Source organism: Candidatus Kuenenia sp. (assembly GCF_027493735.1).
GTDB classification, from domain to species: Bacteria; Planctomycetota; Brocadiia; order Brocadiales; family Brocadiaceae; genus Kuenenia; species Kuenenia stuttgartiensis_A.
Window position 1 is genome coordinate 139,959 of record NZ_JAOSKF010000002.1, and the last position, 20,362, is coordinate 160,320.

The following is a 20,362-nucleotide window of genomic DNA, read 5'->3' on the forward strand; positions in this document are numbered from 1 at the left end:
GTGAAAACGGTCAGAGTAAAATTAAAGAGAAAACAGGGAACGGAGGACTTGCCATTGCCGCAATACATGAGTGATGCGGCAAGTGGTATGGATCTTTATGCCGCCGTTGAAAGCGATTTAACATTGAAACACAGTGAAATTAAACTCGTACCTACGGGTCTATATATTGAATTGCCCTTTGGATATGAGGCACAGTTAAGACCAAGAAGCGGTTTGGCATTGAAGCATGGTCTAACACTTTTAAACACTCCAGGCACAATAGATAGTGATTACCGCGGTGAAATCGGAATCATATTATGTAATTTCGGAAAAGAACCGTTTGTTGTGAAACGTGGTTTAAGAATTGCTCAAATGGTAATTCAACCAGTAGTGAGGGCAGAATTGATAGAAGTAGACCAGTTGGAAGAATCAAACCGTGGAGAAGGGGGTTTTGGTCACACAGGGCATTAGTTATTTTCAATAATTTCCGTATCAACTGAAGAGAAATACCATGAGGAATCGGAGTACGCTCTCCCCGATAGGAATAACAAACGATTTATTACGTTTTTAGAATTAAAAGAATTTCCGAAATTATCAGGTACTAAAAAACAATAATCATGGTAATAAAATGCTTTCTATTTGCTTACGTCGCGTCATTGCGATTTCTTTTTTAGCCTCGAAGTTATTCATCTTATTAAGTTTTATTAGTTATTCTCATAATGACCCGCCATTTGCAGACTATCCGCCTAACATCCCGATAGCTAATATTTGTGGTATAGCCGGCGCACAAATTTCCGGATATGCCATGGAAACCTTAGGCAAGGCTTCATATGTAATAGTAATTATTCTTGGATGGTTTAGTTTGCGGTTTTTTTTCGGTGGAACGATAAAAGACTTCTGTGTAAAGTTGTTGGGAGCCTTTCTTTTAATTTTCACCTTGTCACCACTCTTAACGCTTGCAGTATGCACTTTTAAACAATCTCTTTTATCAATGAATTTGGGAGGCATATTTGGTCTGGTAATTACCTCGAGGCTATGTACATACTTTAATATTACCGGCACTGCCATCATTTTAGTATCCGGTATGTTGATTTCAATAATGCTTTTGGCAAATCGAACGCCATTTTCTTTATTTATACGTTCCCCTAAAACAAAACCAGAGCCGGAAGAGGTAAGAAAAGCTCCTTTGAAAAAAGAGAAAAATAATACTTCTGCAATGATATCGCCACCAAAAAAGATGGAGAATAAGCTTCTGAATGTTGGAGAAATATCGAAACGAAAAGAAAGTGAAATAGGGTATGAACCGCAAATAAAGAAAGATATAAATGAATCCCTTGGTGAGAAAAAATACAAAGAAAGCGGCGAGACTGATATTTCCCCTTCGTTCACTAAGGCCAATGGAGAGAATAGTTATAAGTTACCGTCAGTTGAGTTGTTGGAAAAACCTTCGGCAAGACATCACAAGGATGATTTAGATCATATTACACAGGGGGCGCATGTATTAAGAGACACACTTGCACAATTCAATGTAAACTCTGAAATCGTTGATTTACAAACAGGTCCTGTTGTTACAATGTACGAAATAGAATTAGCCCCAGGTACGAAAGTTGGAAAGGTAATAGCGCTTTCTGACGACCTTGCAATTGCATTGAAAGCGCTAAGTGTAAGGATTGTGGCGCCATTGGAAGGAAGGTCTTCTATCGGTATTGAAGTCCCGAATGCACATAGAAGGAAGGTGACTTTTAGGGAATTGCTGGAAGTCGCTGATGAAGCGAAAAAAAAGATGGCCATTCCGCTTTTAATAGGGAAAGATGTGGCCGGAAGACCTCTTATCTCCGATTTGGCATCCATGCCGCATCTGTTAATTGCCGGTACGACCGGGTCTGGTAAATCCATATGCCTGAATTCCATTATATTAAGTATTTTGTATACCCGATTCCCAAATGAAGTTCAGCTACTGTTGGTAGATCCAAAAATGGTTGAATTTTCATTGTTCGCTGAAATACCTCACCTGATAAGCCCTGTTGTGACAGATATGAAAAAGGCGGCTGCGGTACTTGAGTGGGCGGTGAATAAGATGGAAGAACGATACGCGTTACTTGCCAGCGTAGGTGTTAAAAACATCAGTGGGTATAACAAATTATCCGTATCTGAGATAAAAAAACGACTAAATGCTGAAGAGGACGTTAAATTAGATGATATCCCTTTACACCTTCCACACATTGTTATTGTCGTGGACGAACTGGCGGATTTAATGATGGTTGCATCAAAAGAAGTGGAATCTTCGGTGATCCGTCTTTCACAAAAATCACGTGCTGTTGGGATACATCTTATACTTGCCACACAAAGACCGTCTGTTGATGTAATTACCGGATTAATAAAATCAAATATGCCCTCAAGGATATCATTCTATGTATCATCAAAGGTTGATTCCAGGACAATACTTGATCAAAATGGGGCTGAAAAATTATTGGGAAGCGGGGACATGCTTTTTTCGCCGCCTGGGACTTCCAAATTAGTCCGTGTTCAGGGAGCTTATGTAAGCGAAGAGGAGGTTAAAGATGTTGTTGATTATCTTAGAAAGCATGCAGAACCAAAATATAACAAAGAATTGAAGAAATGGAAAGATATCTCTGATAATGATAAGAACGAACCACTGTTTGATGCGGCAGTAAGAATCGTATTGGAAACTCAAAGAGGTTCTGTTTCTCTATTACAAAGGAGATTGGAAATCGGGTATTCCCGCGCTGCGAGACTAATAGAGCTTATGGCGGAGGCGGGGATTGTTGGGGAATATAAAGGCAGTCAGGCTCGGGAGGTTTATTTAACTTTAGATGAATGGGATTTACAAACATCTTCTGCGGACAGAGAAGAATATAAAGATGATTAGCAAATCAAAAACGGTAGCATTAATTAATTTGGGATGCACTAAAAATTTAGTGGATGCAGAAGAAATGCTCGGGCGAATTGCAGCGAACGGCAGTACTATCTGCCAATATCCGGAAGACGCTGAAGTGCTTGTTGTAAATACCTGTGGTTTTATCGATGATTCAAAAAAAGAATCAATTGATATGATTTTTAAGATGGCAAAACTCAAAGAAAATGCGCAGTGCAAAAAACTGATTGTTACCGGTTGTCTGGCGCAGCGTTATTCTGCTGAATTGAAAAGTGAAATTCCGGAGATAGATGATGTTGTCGGGTTAAAAGATTTTGAGAAAATAACTCATTTAACAGGTAAGCGTCAGATGGATAACAGTACTATTTATCAAGGGGATGACTGGAGGAATCGAATCAGACTCACCCCGAAACATTATTCGTATTTGAGAATTTCAGATGGTTGTGACAATAGATGCACTTACTGCGCTATTCCCGGAATACGTGGTAATTTTATGAGCAGATCTATTGAAAATATCCTGGAAGAATCAAGACAAATGGCTTCTGAAGGGGTGAAAGAAATTAATATTATCTCGCAGGATACGACTTCATATGGTTTAGATATATATGGGAAACAGATGTTGCATGTATTACTTGAAAAAATTGCAGCGATTGAAGGTATTCAATGGATACGATTGTTATATACGCACCCTGGACATTTTTATCCTGAATTAATTAATACCATTAACGAACACGAAACCATTTGTAAATATATCGATTTGCCTATTCAGCACATTAATGATACTATACTGGGGAAAATGGGCAGAAACACTACCCGTAAAAGTATTGAGACCCTAATCAATAATTTAAGAAGATCAATACGTTCCATAGTTCTAAGGACTTCGGTAATTGTTGGATTTCCCGGAGAAACTGATGAACAATATCAGGAACTTTTAGAATTTATTAAAAAAACCAAATTTGAAAGGCTTGGGGTTTTTGCATATTCTAAAGAAGAAAATACGCCTGCGGCAAAGTTTAAGAAACAAGTAGGTAAAAAAGTGAAGCAAGAACGGTTAAATGAAATAATGCTGGCACAACGTGAGATTGTTTGGGAAAATAACAAAAATCTTATCGGGAAGAAGGCCTCTGTAATTGTTGATGAAAAAGAGGTTGTTTCCGGAATGTTAATAGGGCGGACGTCCGGGGATGCACCTGAAGTAGATGGAAAAGTATTTATAAATGACAAGCAAATAAAAGTGGGTGAGATAAGAGAATTAGTTATCAGTAATGTAAACGGTTATGATTTGGTGGCTTGATTATTTTCTATCACCTGTTTGTACAAACGATTTTTATTACTATTTGATCTGGTTGCATGCGTCGTATGGACAAACTTTGTTTGTCTATGCCTGCAGAAGATTTGTAGGGTATGTGGGCATTCCTACATACTTGTGTAATTTGGGTGCGAGTTGTTGATTATGGATTTCCAAAAATCTACCATATTTAACCTTCCGAATAGCCTGACATTATTCAGGCTCTTGTTGGCTATTATATTCTTTATTTTCTTGTCCTATCATTATTATGCGCTCTCCTTGCTCTCATTTTTAGCAGCGTCATTAACAGATTGGTTAGATGGTTATGTAGCAAGGAAGAAAGGTCTTTTGACTGATTTTGGACGTATTGCCGATCCTTTTGTGGACAAAATTATTGTTTGTGGGGGTTTCATTTTACTAATAAAACATGGCTATGAAAATGTCCCGCCATGGATGGTATTAGTGATTGTTGCCAGAGAATTTTTTGTCAGCAGTATAAGAAGTTATTCTGAAGCAAGAGGCATTGAATTCGGTGCTACATTATGGGGGAAAGCGAAAATGTTTGTTCAGGCGTTGACTATCAGTTTGATGTTGCTTTTTTCCGCTTATTTAAAACATGTGGGAAGTATAAAGAACATAATCATTGTTCTGTTATGGTTGACGGTGATTATTACTGTGGTCTCCGGTATAAAATATATGGTAAAGGCCAGCCCGGTGTTGTTAGAAAGATAAACTATTGGCTTGAGACAACACTCACTTCATTGAAGCATTCAAATCCCTTAACAAATCCTCTAGATTCACCGATACAATTTGAACGGCTTGTCCCAGGCTTATTGTTCTTGCCAGGGTATTTCTTAACACAGGATTCTTTAGCTGTTTAAAACCATATCCTATTAAAATGTCTAATGTTTGCGGATATTGTCTGATCAATTGATAAACATTTGTAGATGCAGTTGCCGAATTTATTTGTTCGGCAATTTCTTCCTGGGTAGATTTCAGCGTTTTCCATATATTAATACTAAAAAGGAAGATAGCGGCATATTCTATAAATCCACTGAGTCCCAGCAAAAAATAAAATTGCGGATTGAGGTGAAATGAAACAGGTTGGGTGACAACCCTGAATACGCAACCTAATATGATGAGGAAAAACGTTACATTCAGTAATTTAGGGCTGTACAGTTTTACTCCTTTACTTAGCGGGATCATTTTAGAGGCGCATCCGATAATCATCATACTGATAAATCCTACAAAAATTGCGTGCCTATATGCTCCAAATAAAGCATGAGAAACCTTTTCTCCTGCAAATGTCTCATATAGGGTAAAAGTTAAAAAGGCACTTTCAGAGACAAACAACCAGAATAAGGCAGCCCGAATGTATTTTCTGAAACCAGTGGGGAGTTTAACCTTGTTTTGAACAAGCTTCTTTTTATCGAATAAGTTTAAATTATAAATAAATAGAAAAATTCCGAGGGCTTCTAAAAGTCCTGAAATAAAAGATATTGCGATAAAAAATCCGTGAAGATTTTGTGTATAGCCTTTGTAAAATTCGGAGAATACCCTTAACGCTATTGAGAGGTTTAGCAGATACAGCACATATGCGCTATTTTTTCTGTTGGGGATTTGTATGCCGAGAAATATGGGTAACGTTTTAGTGAAAATACCAATTATTACCAAACAAGAAAAACCGACAATTTGAATATGCCTGATAGGATCTTTAAAATATGCTGGTATCTCTGTGTTACCTACTATGCAGTAATGGAAATGTAAGGCAGTAAAAACAAATGCTTGTAAAAGAAACCATAGAAAACTCGATAGTATGAAACCTTCATAAACTTCATAGTCACGTTTTTCTGAAGAAAAATATGTTCTGCATAAAACATACATAAAAATAGCAATAGAAGCCGTTTGCAATGACAATCCCACAAATACCGGAATTTTTAAAAAAAGTCCCCCGGAATAATAAGAAATCGTTTTGAAAACAAAAGATAATAAAATTCCTATTACCATTAGAAAAAAAGATTTGTATGCCAGTTGCGTGCTATACAAAATCGTATTCCAAAACTTTGGCAAAGCAAAAAATGAAAGGCCCATTATGAATAATCCCACCCATCCATAAACTTGTGTATCGCCGTGTGTCTCCAGTAACACCCAAGGAACGGAAAGGAACGATCTCTTATATGCCATGTATGCCAACATTACAGCTCCATACAGACAACCGGTGGAAAGTACGATGATGATTGATGTTTTTATAAAAAATTCATAGATATGCTCTGTTTGAGGTTTGATTAAAGACACTTCATCATTTTCAACTTCTTTGCCGTCAATAAGGTTTTGTAAGTCCTCTATTAGTGTAGACGGATTAATGTTGTGCATCCTGGCGAAAAAAGAAATAGGTTTGTCCGGAAGCGAATCACCTCCACACATTATCCCATAGGTATCAAATATCTTTCGGGTGACCGGAAATTTTTCTGCAATTTCCTTTACCGTACTATTTTCCCGAATCCTGTCCATAAAAAATAATCCTAAAAATTTTTAAGGTAATTTCATAGAATGACTGTTTTTAACAGTGATTATTATGATTTATGATAAAGTGATACTCTACTGTGACCAAATATACAAAATATAAAAATCTAACCAAGAATAGTTAAATAAAAATACTATATCAGGCTAAAAAAGCAGTGTCAATGACTAACTAATAAATATAATGCAATTTTGAATACCCATAAAAAATTGCGGAAGGTTCAATAAAATTAGTGTAGAGAAACCTTTTTATTTTGGTTATATTCACACATTGTGCTATTTTTATCCGAATCGATAAAGATCACTCATAAAACTATTTAAATGTTACATTTATTTTAATATTTTTCATTTTTTCTCAATTGAATAAATAACAATATGCGTAGTATTGCGCTGACAAATCAAAAGGGTGGTGTTGCTAAAACAACGACAACGGTAAATCTTGGTGCCTGTCTTTCTGAAATGGGAAAGAAGGTTTTATTGGTTGATTTGGACCCTCAGGGCAACATGAGTTCATGGTTTGGGCTCGATATACATTCCTTAGAAAAATCGATGTACAATGTCTTTTTGCAAGAGGTTTATTTTGAAGAGATTCTGAAAGATACTTGTGTTCATAATCTCACCCTCGCACCCTCAAACGTTGCGTTGGCAGGTGTGGAAAGAATTTTGGCAAATGAAAAAGAACGCGATCTTATCTTACGCAAAAGAATCGCTCCTGTTGCAAATAATTATGATTATATTTTGTTGGATTGTCCGCCTTCATTGGGCTTGATAACGATAAATGCACTTACTTTTGTAAAAGAAGTCTTTATTCCTCTTGAAACAAAAGTGCTGGCGTTGAATGGGCTGGTAACACTTGTAAATACCGTTCAGATAATAAAGGAACGGCTGAATCATAAACTGGAAGTCACCGGTATTATTGCGTGCAGATTTGATAGCAGGACAAATCTAAGCAATGAGGTGTATAAACAAGTGAAAGAGCGTTTTCATGAAAAGGTTTTTAATACAATAATTCGTGAAAACGTACGTTTGGCAGAATGTCCAATTTCCTCAAAACCTATTACTATGTATGCACCTGAAAGTTCCGGAGCAAAAGACTATATAGCGTTAGCAAAAGAAGTAGTAGGATTAGAAACTACCAGGGAAAAAGATATGCCAGAAGAATAATTTATACTCTATTTATTGTACAAATAAACATACAGAATAAATGAATGTCTCCATAGATTGCTAACTACAGGATCTTCCAAGAATCATGGGCATGTACGAGCGATGTAAGCTCTCAAATGGTTCCTGACTAATCTATCTACTTCCGAAAATATTTGATGTACGCCAACACGGTCTTTTTTAGGGGTATGTCCTTTAATCCAGACGAGCTTTGGCAAAAACTCATCATAGAGCGCAAAAATGCTTTTATAGATATCCGCATTCCGCAAAACAGAGCCCTTTCTTTTACTGAGATAATAAACGTCCTCAAGCCTCCTCCTTCGTCCAGGCAAATCAACTGCGGTACGGCAGTCTGTATAAATTGTTATGAAATCCCTCTTTTCAGAGGCCTTGTTCCCGTTTTCTAATGTGAGGGATTCAAGTGCCCAAAGAAGTGTCTGAAGTTCCAGCCGCGTATTCGTTGTATTCTCCACAATCCTTGTTTTCACTGCATCCGGAAAATACCATGCCTCGAACATGTCTTTGTTTGCAGGTGTTTCACCGGGGTTATGCGGAATACACAAAAATCCACCTACGCCAAGCTTTCTCTTTGGGTTGTAGCTGGAATCAATAAAAATCGTTAAATGAGATTTATCCATGGAGAATCGAAAATATCACCTTCTTTATAAAAAAATTTGAAAAAAGTATACAGTCCGCTTATTGAGTAATTAGGTATAGAGCCGCAAAGTGTGTTAAAATGTGGGTTCTAACGCTCCAAACATGGGTGTGCACTGTACGTTTAGCAATGCGATGAAACCTGCCCATTGACAAGGGACAATTAAACGTTAAAATACGGCATGGAATTAAATCACATTGGCATCACAAATAAGAGTGAAGATCACGCCCTGAAATTTTATCGGGACTTTTTAGGTCTTGAAAAAACAAGAGAAATACTTTTACCGCCGGAACTTTCAAAGCAATTATTCTCTCTTTCCCGAGAGATCAAAGTGTTGGTTTTTGAAAAGCCCGGGATAAAGATTGAGGTATTTATCTCTGATTTTAAGCATGCATATCCAAATTTTACGCATTTCGGGATGATGATTGAAAGCTTTTCGGATATTGCAGAAAAGGCGCGGCGATTTGGTGCGGAACTTATTGAGGGAAAACATAAAGATAAGACAGTATATTTCCTCAAGGATTTTTCCGGCAACCTGATTGAAATAAAACAAAAATCCCAATGAGGAATGCCTTATTGACGAAGCCCCTTTTTATTTTGCCACTGCATTTTTCATATTCATACCTTAAAACACTGAGATACACCTGAAGAATCTTTTCCGGGTAATTTTACAGCAATAAAGATTCAATCCCCCTGTCGGTATTCTGTGTTTCAATTTATACAATGCAATTTCAGATTGACAAAGGCCTTCTAAAGGACGAGTCCAATTCCCTCTGGACTTTTTTGATTTACAGGACGTGTAATTTGCTGACCTTGCGGAAATGGTAGCCGTAAACTGCAAGGGTAATGGAAAGTGGTAATAATTCCCGATGGTGAAAGGATGTCCATAACAAGAGCTTCCAAAAGTGAAAGCGTTCATTGCCAAGGATGCCAAGGTAGTAGATGGCGCGGAATAACGCCAGTATATCATTAAAGGTAATTTGCGCTTTAATCTTTGGCGTTTTATATTCCCGAAAGAGGGTCTTTATGCGCTGATAGTGGTTTTTGGGAGTATAAATGTGTTTCAATATTTTTTTATATCCTTCCCGGAATGTATCAATATCCATTTTAGGGATAATGTTAGTGGTGCCGTCTACATTGTCTCCAGACATCTGTCCAAGCAAGCGCCCCTCCTGCATTAGGCGTTCGTATAGCCGCGTTCCTGTCGGGGCCTGAAGCAGGCCAATCATCGCAGACACAATCCCGCTATTTTGTATAAAATCAATTTGTCGCTGAAAGATGGATGGTGTGTCGCTGTCAAAACCAACGATAAAACCCGCTTGTACCTGCAGTCCGGCCCGCTGAATACGCCGTACGTCTTCGAGGAGGTTACGGTTTTTATTCTGTTTTTTGTTACATTCTGCCAGGCTATCCGTATCCGGCGTTTCGATCCCGATAAAAACCGTAATAAAGCCCGCCTCGGACATCATTTGCATCAGGGATTCATCATCGGCAATGTTAATGGAAATTTCGGTGTTAAACGTTATCGGCACATGTTCGCCTTGCCATTTGATCAGGGCTGGCAGTAGTTCGTTTTTGAGGGTTTTTTTATTACCTAGGAGATTGTCATCTACGAAGAATACAGGCCCACGCCAACCCCTGTTATAGAAACTATCCAACTCGGCAATAATCTGTTCAACAGTTTTGGTGCGTGTACGTCGTCCAAATAATGAAGTCACGTTGCAAAACTCGCAGTGGTATGGACAACCTCGAGAGTACTGTATGCTCATTGAGGCGTATTGATTCAGATCGGCTAACTCCCACAGAGGGGTTGGTGTTTTTTGAATGTCGGCAAAATTAGATGAGATGTATACACGTTTAGCGCAATTATTATTCAGGTCTTCCAAAAAGGGTGACAGGGTTAGCTCCGCTTCGTTGAGTACGAAATGATCGACATTCTCAAACTGTTCATGTTCGCTCGTGAATAAAGGGCCTCCGGCAACCACCTTAACACCGGCTTTACTGCAACGGCCAATGATATGTTTTGCCGACGTTCTTTGGACAACCATGCCGCTGATAAACGCATAATCTGCCCATAACAGATCGTCATCCGTGAGTTTTGTTACATTGACGTCTATAAGTCGCTTTGACCACTCCGACGGCAGCATTGCAGCAACTGTCAGGAGTCCTAGCGGGGGAAAGGATGCCTTTTTGCGTATGAATTTAAGGGCGTGTTTAAAACTCCAGAATGTATCCGGGAATTCAGGGTATATTAATAATATATTCAATATGTTTTATTTAATAAGTGATAGGAAACCACACTTTCCATGTAGAACACATGTTAAACTAAAATGGAAGACGATTGCAAGCATTTTTAATTTTTTCGGCAATATTATCAAAATTATAACAATTTGGCTGTTTGAAAATTGATCATAGTTCGCCCACATTTAATCTGAACAAATCAAGGGCCAGGCAATCAGGAGATAAAGAAATACGAAGCACGAAATCCGAAACAAATTTTAAAATGCAAAATCCCAATGAAAAAAAAACGGGTTTTGAACATTTGAACATTTGAAAATTTTACACCGTCTGATACACAATTATCTGAATTATCTAACAATAGTAAATGCACTATTGAATGTTATATAGCGGGGTGAATTTAGGATTCGTTTCGGATTTCGTGTTTAGTATTTATTTATCTCCTGCTTGTTTGGTTCCGAAGATGACAATTTAGGGATGTTTAAAGAAAAGGGAAAATGCAGAGTAAGGAATATTTTTATCATTTAACTGGTAAATTTATTATTATACGATATTATTATGTGATTGATGATGAATTTGGGCACTGTTTAATTTGCTAAATATACGAAAATAATAAAAGAAAGCATGTTGTAATATGATTTTCTGCGAAACATCGTCCACAAATTGTTCACAACCTTCTCTTTTGATGAAAAAAATCGTTACCTGATTCCCAATACTCTGTTTTTCAGAGGTATTTTTTTTCAGAGAAGAAAGAACATTATCATATCCGTTACTAGCCTATTGTATGAGTTGTTCTTCCGCCATATACCAAAAAAACATAGTTTTATCAAATAATTCTAAAAGGAATTATAACGCAGCCAATCACGATCCCGACGTTGTGTTGTTTTTGATGTATTTGGTTTTCTTTGAAAGTTATCAGGGAATCGGAGGGGTTATATTTTAAACATCCCCGTAGTTCCTTCCTTGTGCAAGAGGGGAAATGACGGGTAATTATATATACAGATGTCACGTTTTTACAGCGACGGGAAGCATGTTGCTGGCCTGACAATAGTACAATAGGAATAGTTTATTCCTACAATATTTTATGAAAGAAGGGGTTTATGAAAAATTTTCAAACGTTTAATTTTAATTCTAACATTGTTGCAGGTATAAAATCGGTCGGGTATGTCACCCCAACGCCGATTCAATTACAGGCAATTCCGCTGATTTTGGAGGGGACAGATGTAATGGGCCTGGCGCAGACAGGCACCGGCAAGACAGCCGCATTTGTGTTGCCGATACTACACAGATTGATGCAGGGAGAACGCGGCAAAATACGTGCTCTTGTTATCGTCCCAACCCGTGAACTGGCTGAACAGGTTCTTCAGGATTTCAAAACCCTCGGGTCAAAAACATCATTAAGAAGCATTAGCATTTACGGGGGCGTTAGCATTACCCAGCAGATCAATAGACTCAGAAGCGGCGTAGAGATTGTTGTTGCCTGCCCTGGAAGGCTTTTGGACCATATGAAACAAAGGACCATCGAACTTTCAAGGGTAGAGGTGTTGGTGCTCGATGAAGCGGATCATATGTTCGACATGGGATTTCTTCCGGATATCAGAAAGATAATAAAGTGTCTGTCGCATAAACGGCAAACATTGCTTTTTTCCGCGACCATGCCAGATGAGATCCGAAAGTTGGCGCAGGAAGCGCTAACAAAACCGGTGACTGTTCAATTAGGGAAAACCGCTCCGGCATCCACGGTTAAACACGCCTTATATCCGGTGAAACAACATCTTAAAATACCCCTTCTTCTGAAGATATTGCAACATACAGACACCCAGTCTGTGCTGATTTTTACCCGTACCAAGTACCGGGCAAAGAGCCTGGGCGACCGGTTAATAAGGGCTGGGTACAAGGCGACGTCGTTTCAGGGGAATTTGTCACAACCACAACGACAGGCGGCTTTAGGTGGGTTTAGAAATGGCGCCTACCAGATCCTTGTGGCGACAGATATTGCAGCACGCGGCATAGACATTTCACAAATTTCACATGTTATTAACTATGATATTCCTGATACCCCGGAGGCATATGTCCATCGTATTGGCAGAACAGGTCGTGCGGCGCGTACCGGAGATGCTTTTACCCTGGTAACAGAAGATGATAAAGCAATGGTACGCGGTATTGAAAACATCCTTGGCTCACGTATCGAACGATATACCCTGGAAGATTTCGACTATTCTATGCCTGCATTAAAAAACACCGGAACACATGCTGCACCAACACAGAAAAAAATTGTACGCAATAAAATGGATTGGCACCAAAAAAGTGATACTAGGGGAAAGACTGATTTAAAAAAGGATATGAGCACTTCCACAATGAAAAAACAATATTCCTTTATAAAGACCAAAACTACTCGTCCCTTATCCGCAAATATAAAGACTGCGCCACGTCCATTAAAACATAAATAAGTGCGCCGTGTGTGGTTTTTCTGAATGTAAATGGTTTAAGAAACTGATTTAAAAATAGGAGCGGTTGCTGTGGGAATGTTAGGCGTTGCACTGGTGTATGTTGGCTTTGTTCTGTTTATGAATGGCTTGATGGTTTTGGGAAAGTTAAGCGCAAAGCATGTATTTCCAATGAACCTGTTTGCCGGTGCTCTTATTGTGGCCGGAGCTATGCGGACTGTTTTCGTTCACGGTGGAGAAATAATAACCTATTTTTATGCCATGCAGTCCCTGTTGTTTGGATTTACCTATTTATGGGTAGGCATCAACGCTCTGGGGAACCATGAGGGCAAGGGATTAGGATGGTATTGCTTATTAGTGTCTGTAGTCGCCGTTCCGACGTCATTTACTGCAATGCCTGATATAGGATTACTTATATTGTGGTTAATGTGGGCGAGTTTGTGGTTTATGTTTTTTCTGCTGCTTGGACTCGGAAAGGCTATTGAAAAAATTACCGGTTACTGGACAATTGTTAATGCCATAGTAACTGGTATTGCCGGATATACAATCTTAGTCGAAGTCTGGCCCTGGCAATAATGCAATAATATAGTACCTTGTCAGTAATTTCTTTGCACTTCAGGCGGGTTCAGGGTTGTAACCCAATGTCATTAAGTTAAGCAAACGGCCGCAAAAGTCCCCCTTAATAAAGGGGAAAAAAGGGGGTTGTTTTTGATCAAATAATTCATAGCACCTTAGTTATTTGAAAAATCCAAGGGGACATTAAAAACAATGCAGCCCCTTTAGGGGCGGTCTGTTTGTAGCGCAATAAAATTCAACAGGTAAATAGCTCCGTAGGAGCGGCCTGTATATGATTGACAGGAAGACAGGCCGCTCCTGATTATAGAGACAGGTTTCAAACCTGTCTCTACGATCTGTTATGGTATCCTATCTACAAACTTATCGGTAATACGTTTTTTTAAAAACCAAAGTGTTACAATAATTCTTAACTTAATGACATTGAGTTGCAAACTTGAACCCGCCATGTGTAATTTCTTTACATTTTTTGGCAAAATATTTAATAGTTCATTCTGCAGTCAGCGATCTAAAGTCGGCAGTAGGTGGTGGACCAATGACTAATGACTGTTTAGTTCTGGCTATGCCAGGTTAGGAGGTATCTAAATAATGGAAAAACGGAAAGAACTAATCCTTCCCTATAAGACTTTAAAACAGAGCAAACCAGTATCTACACTCACAGAGCTTCCGCCTTTAGGGATGAGCGCTAAAGATATCGGGGAAGAGTATCGACGGTATTTTAGTGATACCCTGGGGCGAGACAAGCATTGTCGTTTATTACACTATTCATATAATGCGCTGGCGTTAGTGCTCCGTGACCGGTTATTGGAACGTTGGAAAAAGACCCGCTATGCCTATCATGAAAGCAAATGCAAATGTACGTATTATTTGTCTATGGAATATCTCCCCGGGAGGACGTTGAGCAATGCCATGGTCAATCTTGGCATTGTTGACGAGGTTTCCCATGGCATGCAGGAACTTGGCTACGTATTGGAAGAGGTGAGCGAGGCGGAACACGACGCCGGTTTAGGCAACGGGGGCCTGGGACGGCTTGCCGCATGTTTTCTTGATAGCTGCGCCACGTTGCAGTTGCCGGTTGTGGGGTACGGGATTCGTTACGAATACGGAATGTTTCGGCAGTGTATAGAAAATGGCGAACAGGTGGAAGAACCCGACCGTTGGCTGCGCTACGGAAATCCCTGGGAGCTGGAACGTCCGGAATACATGTGCCGCGTGCATTTTGGCGGACGAACTGAATTTTATCGCGGCGAAGACGGAAGGTTGTTCGCACGTTGGGTAAATACGCAGGATGTATTGGCGACGCCCTATGACATTGCGATACCAGGGTACCGGAATGGAACCGTAAATACGTTGCGATTGTGGTCTTCTTCCGCCACAGATGAGTTTAATCTGGGAGAGTTTAACGCGGGCAGTTATCCTGAATCTGTTGCCGCGAAAAGCGCCGCGGAATATATTACCATGGTTTTATACCCGAATGACGTCAGTGAAAACGGCAAGGTGCTGCGCCTGAAACAGCAATATTTTCTCGCATCAGCAAGCCTGCAGGATGTGTTACGCCATTGGGTGCGACTATATGGGTATGATTTTAGCGAATTTGCTGAAAAAAACTGTTTTCAAATGAACGACACTCATCCCGCTATCGCAACGGCGGAATTGATGCGCTTGCTGATGGATGAATATCGAATGGAATGGGATGAGGCATGGGACATTACCCACAACGTTATGGCATATACAAACCATACCTTACTTTCTGAGGCGCTGGAAAAATGGCCGGTGCGTATGTTCCGCGAACTGCTGCCGCGATTGCTCGATATTATCTATGAAATTAATGCACGTTTTATCTCAGAAGTGGCGCGACGTTGGCCGGGCGATATTGAACGGCAAATGCGCATGTCGATTATCGGAGACGGCAATGAACCATATGCCCGTATGGCACACCTTGCTATTGTCTGCAGTTTCTCCGTAAACGGCGTCGCGGCACTGCATACTAAATTATTAACGGAAGGATTGTTTCGTGATTTTTATGAGCTATGGCCGGAAAAATTCAACAATAAGACAAATGGCGTCACTCCACGAAGGTGGCTGGGCTGGGCAAATCCGGCATTAAGCAGCCTTATCACAGAAAAAATCGGGAATGGATGGATAACTGACTTACCGCAATTACACCTGCTAAAAAACTATGTTAACGACAAGGAATTTTGCTTGCGATGGCGGGAGATAAAAATGCATAATAAAAAACGCTTGGCGGCGCTTATAAAACAGGGTTGTGGTATTGTGGTTGACGCATTCGCCCTGTATGATGTGCAGGTAAAGCGTTTTCATGAATATAAACGTCAATTGCTTAATATTCTCCATGTGGTACATTTGTATGATCGCGTGAAGCGTGGCGACGATGCAAATTGGACTCCGCGACTCATCCTTTTTGGCGGAAAAGCCGCTTCGGGATATTTTATGGCAAAAACCATTATTAAATTGATAAATAATGTTGCGGAGGTAATTAACGCCGATCCAAAGATGCACGAATATTTAAAAGTGGTTTTTTTGCCGAATTATTCTGTAACTGCCATGGAAATTATTGCCCCTGGCACAGACCTTTCCGAACAAATTTCTACGGCAGGAAAAGAAGCCTCGGGCACGGGAAATATGAAATTCATGATGAACGGCGCTATAACTATCGGCACACTCGACGGCGCTAACATTGAAATTCGCAAAGAAGTTGGAGATGAAAACCTCTTTTTTTTTGGTTTGACTGCTGAAGAAGTTTTCCAATTACGAAAAAACTATAACCCGGATGCGATTATTCACACGGACGAGGACTTGCTTCGCGTGATGCAGTTACTTACAAGCGGCCATTTCAACCAGTTTGAATATAAAATATTTGATAGCATTATTCATTCGCTTACCAGTCCGAACGACCCGTGGATGACGATTGCAGATTTCAGAAGTTATGTCAACGCTCAGAAAAAAGTAGCAGAGGCGTATCGGGATCAGAATAAATGGACGAGGATGAGCATCTTGAATACTGCCTGCAGCGGCAAATTTTCCAGTGACAGAACGATAGAAGAATATAATAATGAAATATGGAAAATGTCTCCGGTGCCAGTATAATTCAACGTTAAAGAATTTAAAACTATTCTTGTATAGGGCGTATTGCACGTATTCTCTATGATTGATGGGTCTGCCAGGACAATCACATCGTAATCACTGCAAAATTAACGATATTCCCGCCCGTTCAGGTTTGCAAGCCAATGTCATTAAGTTAATCTACCTGCCGCAAAAGTCTCCCTTAATAAAGGGGGATAAAGGGGGTTGTTTTTAATCAAACAACTTTAACTTAATGACATTTGGTTGCAACCTTAACCACCCATGCTGGAAAAAATACAGGATAATGAAGTGGAAAAGATTTAATTTGTGAAAAATTAAGGTTTATGTTTAAGGAGATAGATTTAAAAAAATGATATGAGTAAAAACTTTTTAATTAACCCAATGCCATTGTGTTCTATTTATGCGGTCATTGCCTTGTGGAGGGGGATAACTATACATGAAATTCAGCGACCTTGAGCTTTCTGCAGACATCCTCAAAGCCCTCGATAAAATGGGATATAATGAAATGACTCCCATCCAGGAGGCGACTTACCCTATAATCTTCGCAGGCCATGATTTATGTGCCCTGGCAGAGACTGGGTCGGGAAAGACGGCAGCCTGCGCCATCCCACTTATTCAAAAAGTTGATCCCTCCCTCGACGCCATTCAGGGACTTGTGATTGTTCCGACTCGTGAATTGTGTATGCAGTATGTGGAGGAGATCAGGAAAATAGCGGCAAAAACGGACGTTATCCCTTATGCCGTTTATGGCGGATTTGATAGGGCGGCACAGATAGCCAGAGTAAAACAGACAGTGCATATTTTAGTGGCAACCCCAGGACGGCTCATAGATCTTTTGTACGAAGGGATACTTTCATTTGCACGGATAAAATGTGTTATCCTTGATGAGGCGGACGAGCTGCTAAAGGTAGGATTCCTTGAGGATATCGAATTCATTTTGTCATGTATACGGCACAAACATCAAACACTGCTTTTTTCCGCAACGATGCCCGATGATATAAAAAAACTTACACAAGACTGTTTGCATGAACCCCAGTATATATCGCTTGTTACAAAGAGATCTGCACCGGAAAGCATTGAACATTATTTTTCTTATGTCAACCCGAAACAAAAGCATGAAGAACTCGTTAAATATCTCAAGGGCGAGGAGGTGAACCAGGCGCTTATCTTCTGTAATGCACGGCACATGGTTGACTCTCTGTTTCGGCTGCTTAGGAAAGATTTTCATGATATTGAGTATATGCACGCCGGACTCGCACAGGACAAGCGTTCATCAATTATTCGCAGATTTAGAAGCCAAAAAATCCGCTACCTTATTGCGAGCGACGTTGCGGGAAGGGGGCTTGACTTTTCTCATGTATCGCATGTGATTAATTGGGATATGCCAAGAGATGGTGAGCAATATACGCATCGTACAGGACGTGCAGGCCGTATGGGAAGGAAGGGAATAGCCTTTACCCTGGTTGCAAAAAAGGACCTTTCGCTCCTCAGTAAAGTTATTTCCAGCAGGAAAATCTCTCCCTGTTGGATAGGAAAAAACCCTTTTAATGAAGAAGCCAGATCACGCCAACGAATACCCCGAAAGAAAATAAATACCCCTTCACCTGCGCCATTGCAAGACAGGAAAATACCAGAAAAGGAAAGCGAAGGGCAAGGATAATACGCTCTGCCTGAAAATGAAATGATTGGTAACAATTTGGCTTTTTGAAAAATTCCAATAATAGCAATGTAGGGGCGAAGCATTTGCTGTAAATTGTCATAAATGCGTTCACACCCAAGCGGGCAAATGCTTCGCCCTTACTTTTTCAAAAGACTAAGGTGTTACTAAGCCCACTAAATTCATGTAGTGCGACGAGGTTCGTCGCACTACAAATGACAATTTCCAGTTTCAAAAGACCAAAGTGTTACCATCTCCATAAACTATTACACATTCACATTTTCAAACGTATGAACAATTATAAGATATTTATCAGCGCGGGAGAATCCTCCGGGGATATCCACGGAGCAAATCTGATGCGCAGCCTCCTTAAGAAAAATCCCAATATCACCTTTTATGGTTTGGGGAAAGAACGTATGAATGAAGCGGGCCTGCATTGTCTTTGCGATATGAAAACAAAATCACTCATGTGGCTTCACGCCTTGACAGAATTATCCGCTTTTTTGCGCATGAAAAAAGATTGCGTTCGCTTTTTTCAACATGAAACCCCTTGCGCCGTCATCTTAATTGATTATTGCGGTTTCAATTTCCAGCTTGCGAGGGCAGCAAAAAAATTAAAAATACCGGTAATTTATTACATTACTCCACAATTATGGGCGCACGGGCCATGGCGAATAAAAAAACTAAGGAAACTGGTCGACTTCTTAATCGTCATCTATCCATTTGAAAAATCTTTTTATGAAACTTCCGGACTGCCGGTCACGTATGTTGGACACCCATTGTTTGATGAATTAGACAGGGAACGACGCATCAATAATCACCTTTCGATGGAAGAAAAACAAGTGGGGGAGTACATCGTTTCCCTGCTTCCCGGAAGCAGAAAACAGGAAATTATCCGACTGCTGCCGCTATTGCTCCGGGCAGCAAAACAAATAAAACAGACCATCCCTTCCATAAAAATCCTCGTTTCCTGTACCAGCGAACAGTATTTCTCTCTTATTCGTTTAATAGTAGAAGCATCTCATCTTCCCGCCGAAATTATCGTTGGCTGTGTTCGCAAGATAATTCAGTCTTCCGATATCTGCCTTGCCGGCTCTGGAACTGTTACACTGCAAATTGCCTATTACCATACACCAATGCTTATTGTTTATAAAATTTCACCATTCGCTTATTTTATTGCCAGGCCGTTCCTTACCACCCCTTATATCGGACTGGTAAACATATTGGCAAACAAGATGATTGTTCCGGAAACGCTCATGTGCAGTAACAATTATTCCAGGCTGGCCAATCAGGCAATAGAATTGCTCAGGAATAACCAAAAAAGACACCTGTGTATTGAAAACCTACGCTCACTCATGGATGATATAGGAAAACCAGGAGCATCTGAACGTGCGGCGGAAGAAATATTCCGTTTTCTCAGGCAGGAAACACAGCCTGTAATTGTGAAATCCGAAACAAATTCTAATGACAAAATGATCTGACATTCTAAACAAGCGCATTTTTCGTATTTCGTGCTTCGTGTTTTTTATCTCGTGCTTGTTTGCTTCTGGCTATGCCAGCTTCGGTTTGTATATAGAGGGCAGATATCTGTCAAAAATATATCTGATAGTTTGCCAGGCTGCTTCGTATTTTGACAAAAGGAGTCTCGGATATGAAGATGGGTTTGGACGCAAAAGGGAAACATTCGGTTTACAAAAGGCGTCTTTTGATCCCAATATTTGTTATTAAATGGAAGCAGGAGCTTCCAGGGCACGTACGTTCCCAAGTCGGAACTTGGGAACGAGAATGGAGTTAGGCCTTCGGCGTAGTGCGACGAGGCTCGTCCCATTACATAAAACTAAAA

The 20,362-nt window shown here is 40.0% G+C and carries 14 protein-coding genes; 11 read left to right on the forward strand and 3 right to left on the reverse strand.

What is annotated here, in order from left to right:
* The 4 genes from dut (at window position 1) to pgsA (ending at window position 4,895) form a co-directional block, all read left to right on the forward strand.
* A complete protein-coding gene (gene dut, locus M5U24_RS02375) occupies window positions 1-450 on the forward strand; it encodes a dUTP diphosphatase (protein ID WP_099323773.1) in 450 nt (149 codons plus the stop codon).
* Between the two features lie 157 nt (window positions 451-607).
* Entirely contained in the window at window positions 608-2,869 is a 2,262-nt protein-coding gene (locus M5U24_RS02380) for a DNA translocase FtsK (protein ID WP_099323772.1), read from the forward strand.
* The gene (gene rimO, locus M5U24_RS02385) at window positions 2,862-4,169 is read left to right on the forward strand and encodes a 30S ribosomal protein S12 methylthiotransferase RimO (protein WP_157820309.1); all 1,308 of its coding nucleotides are present in this window, start codon (window positions 2,862-2,864) and stop codon (window positions 4,167-4,169) included. Before M5U24_RS02380 ends, rimO begins: the two co-directional genes overlap by 8 nt.
* A 159-nt stretch (window positions 4,170-4,328) precedes the next feature.
* Window positions 4,329-4,895 (forward strand): CDP-diacylglycerol--glycerol-3-phosphate 3-phosphatidyltransferase, encoded by a 567-nt coding sequence (gene pgsA, locus M5U24_RS02390; protein WP_099323770.1) that lies wholly within the window; start codon window positions 4,329-4,331, stop codon window positions 4,893-4,895.
* A 21-nt stretch (window positions 4,896-4,916) separates the two neighbouring features.
* Here the strand turns inward: pgsA and M5U24_RS02395 are convergent, their stop codons facing one another.
* The gene (locus M5U24_RS02395) at window positions 4,917-6,674 is read right to left on the reverse strand and encodes a DUF1858 domain-containing protein (RefSeq protein ID WP_099323769.1); all 1,758 of its coding nucleotides are present in this window, start codon (window positions 6,672-6,674) and stop codon (window positions 4,917-4,919) included.
* A 384-nt stretch (window positions 6,675-7,058) separates the two neighbouring features.
* On the opposite strand from M5U24_RS02395, the gene M5U24_RS02400 reads away from it, so the two are divergent.
* The gene (locus tag M5U24_RS02400; protein WP_099323768.1) at window positions 7,059-7,847 is read left to right on the forward strand and encodes a ParA family protein; all 789 of its coding nucleotides are present in this window, start codon (window positions 7,059-7,061) and stop codon (window positions 7,845-7,847) included.
* Between the two features lie 83 nt (window positions 7,848-7,930).
* On the opposite strand, the gene M5U24_RS02405 is transcribed toward M5U24_RS02400, so the two are convergent.
* Window positions 7,931-8,482: an RNase H family protein gene (locus M5U24_RS02405; protein WP_099323767.1), complete on the reverse strand. Its 552-nt coding sequence runs from the start codon at window positions 8,480-8,482 to the stop codon at window positions 7,931-7,933.
* Between the two features lie 198 nt (window positions 8,483-8,680).
* On the opposite strand from M5U24_RS02405, the gene M5U24_RS02410 reads away from it, so the two are divergent.
* On the forward strand, window positions 8,681-9,064 hold the full coding sequence (locus M5U24_RS02410; RefSeq protein ID WP_099323766.1) for a VOC family protein: 384 nt from the start codon (window positions 8,681-8,683) through the stop codon (window positions 9,062-9,064).
* A 223-nt stretch (window positions 9,065-9,287) separates the two neighbouring features.
* Here M5U24_RS02410 and M5U24_RS02415 read toward each other — a convergent pair whose 3' ends face one another.
* Window positions 9,288-10,766, reverse strand: coding sequence for a B12-binding domain-containing radical SAM protein (locus tag M5U24_RS02415; RefSeq protein ID WP_157820308.1), 1,479 nt, complete (start codon window positions 10,764-10,766; stop codon window positions 9,288-9,290).
* A 1,071-nt stretch (window positions 10,767-11,837) separates the two neighbouring features.
* On the opposite strand from M5U24_RS02415, the gene M5U24_RS02420 reads away from it, so the two are divergent.
* The 5 genes from M5U24_RS02420 to lpxB all read left to right on the forward strand — a co-directional run bounded on the left by M5U24_RS02420 (window position 11,838) and on the right by lpxB (window position 20,000).
* The gene (locus M5U24_RS02420) at window positions 11,838-13,187 is read left to right on the forward strand and encodes a DEAD/DEAH box helicase (RefSeq protein WP_099323765.1); all 1,350 of its coding nucleotides are present in this window, start codon (window positions 11,838-11,840) and stop codon (window positions 13,185-13,187) included.
* A 75-nt stretch (window positions 13,188-13,262) separates the two neighbouring features.
* Complete coding sequence (locus M5U24_RS02425; RefSeq protein ID WP_099323764.1) at window positions 13,263-13,760, forward strand: AmiS/UreI family transporter; 498 nt, start codon at window positions 13,263-13,265, stop codon at window positions 13,758-13,760.
* A 585-nt stretch (window positions 13,761-14,345) separates the two neighbouring features.
* Window positions 14,346-16,865, forward strand: a complete 2,520-nt coding sequence (locus M5U24_RS02430; protein ID WP_099323763.1) for a glycogen/starch/alpha-glucan phosphorylase — start codon at window positions 14,346-14,348, stop codon at window positions 16,863-16,865.
* 433 nt (window positions 16,866-17,298) lie between these two features.
* On the forward strand, window positions 17,299-18,522 hold the full coding sequence (locus tag M5U24_RS02435; protein WP_099323762.1) for a DEAD/DEAH box helicase: 1,224 nt from the start codon (window positions 17,299-17,301) through the stop codon (window positions 18,520-18,522).
* 287 nt (window positions 18,523-18,809) lie between these two features.
* Window positions 18,810-20,000, forward strand: coding sequence for a lipid-A-disaccharide synthase (lpxB, locus tag M5U24_RS02440; RefSeq protein WP_157820307.1), 1,191 nt, complete (start codon window positions 18,810-18,812; stop codon window positions 19,998-20,000).
* Window positions 20,001-20,362 lie beyond the last annotated feature (362 nt).

Bases quoted from the DNA above. Each gene is read 5' to 3' on its own strand.
- M5U24_RS02435 (WP_099323762.1), top strand. From the start codon at position 17,299: ATGAAATTCAGCGACCTTGAGCTTTCTGCAGACATCCTCAAAGCCCTC.
- M5U24_RS02405 (WP_099323767.1), bottom strand. From the start codon at position 8,482: ATGGATAAATCTCATTTAACGATTTTTATTGATTCCAGCTACAACCCA.
- pgsA (WP_099323770.1), top strand. From the start codon at position 4,329: ATGGATTTCCAAAAATCTACCATATTTAACCTTCCGAATAGCCTGACA.
- rimO (WP_157820309.1), top strand. From the start codon at position 2,862: ATGATTAGCAAATCAAAAACGGTAGCATTAATTAATTTGGGATGCACT.
- M5U24_RS02380 (WP_099323772.1), top strand. From the start codon at position 608: ATGCTTTCTATTTGCTTACGTCGCGTCATTGCGATTTCTTTTTTAGCC.
- lpxB (WP_157820307.1), top strand. From the start codon at position 18,810: ATGAACAATTATAAGATATTTATCAGCGCGGGAGAATCCTCCGGGGAT.
- M5U24_RS02420 (WP_099323765.1), top strand. From the start codon at position 11,838: ATGAAAAATTTTCAAACGTTTAATTTTAATTCTAACATTGTTGCAGGT.
- M5U24_RS02400 (WP_099323768.1), top strand. From the start codon at position 7,059: ATGCGTAGTATTGCGCTGACAAATCAAAAGGGTGGTGTTGCTAAAACA.
- M5U24_RS02425 (WP_099323764.1), top strand. From the start codon at position 13,263: ATGTTAGGCGTTGCACTGGTGTATGTTGGCTTTGTTCTGTTTATGAAT.
- M5U24_RS02395 (WP_099323769.1), bottom strand. From the start codon at position 6,674: ATGGACAGGATTCGGGAAAATAGTACGGTAAAGGAAATTGCAGAAAAA.
- M5U24_RS02410 (WP_099323766.1), top strand. From the start codon at position 8,681: ATGGAATTAAATCACATTGGCATCACAAATAAGAGTGAAGATCACGCC.
- M5U24_RS02430 (WP_099323763.1), top strand. From the start codon at position 14,346: ATGGAAAAACGGAAAGAACTAATCCTTCCCTATAAGACTTTAAAACAG.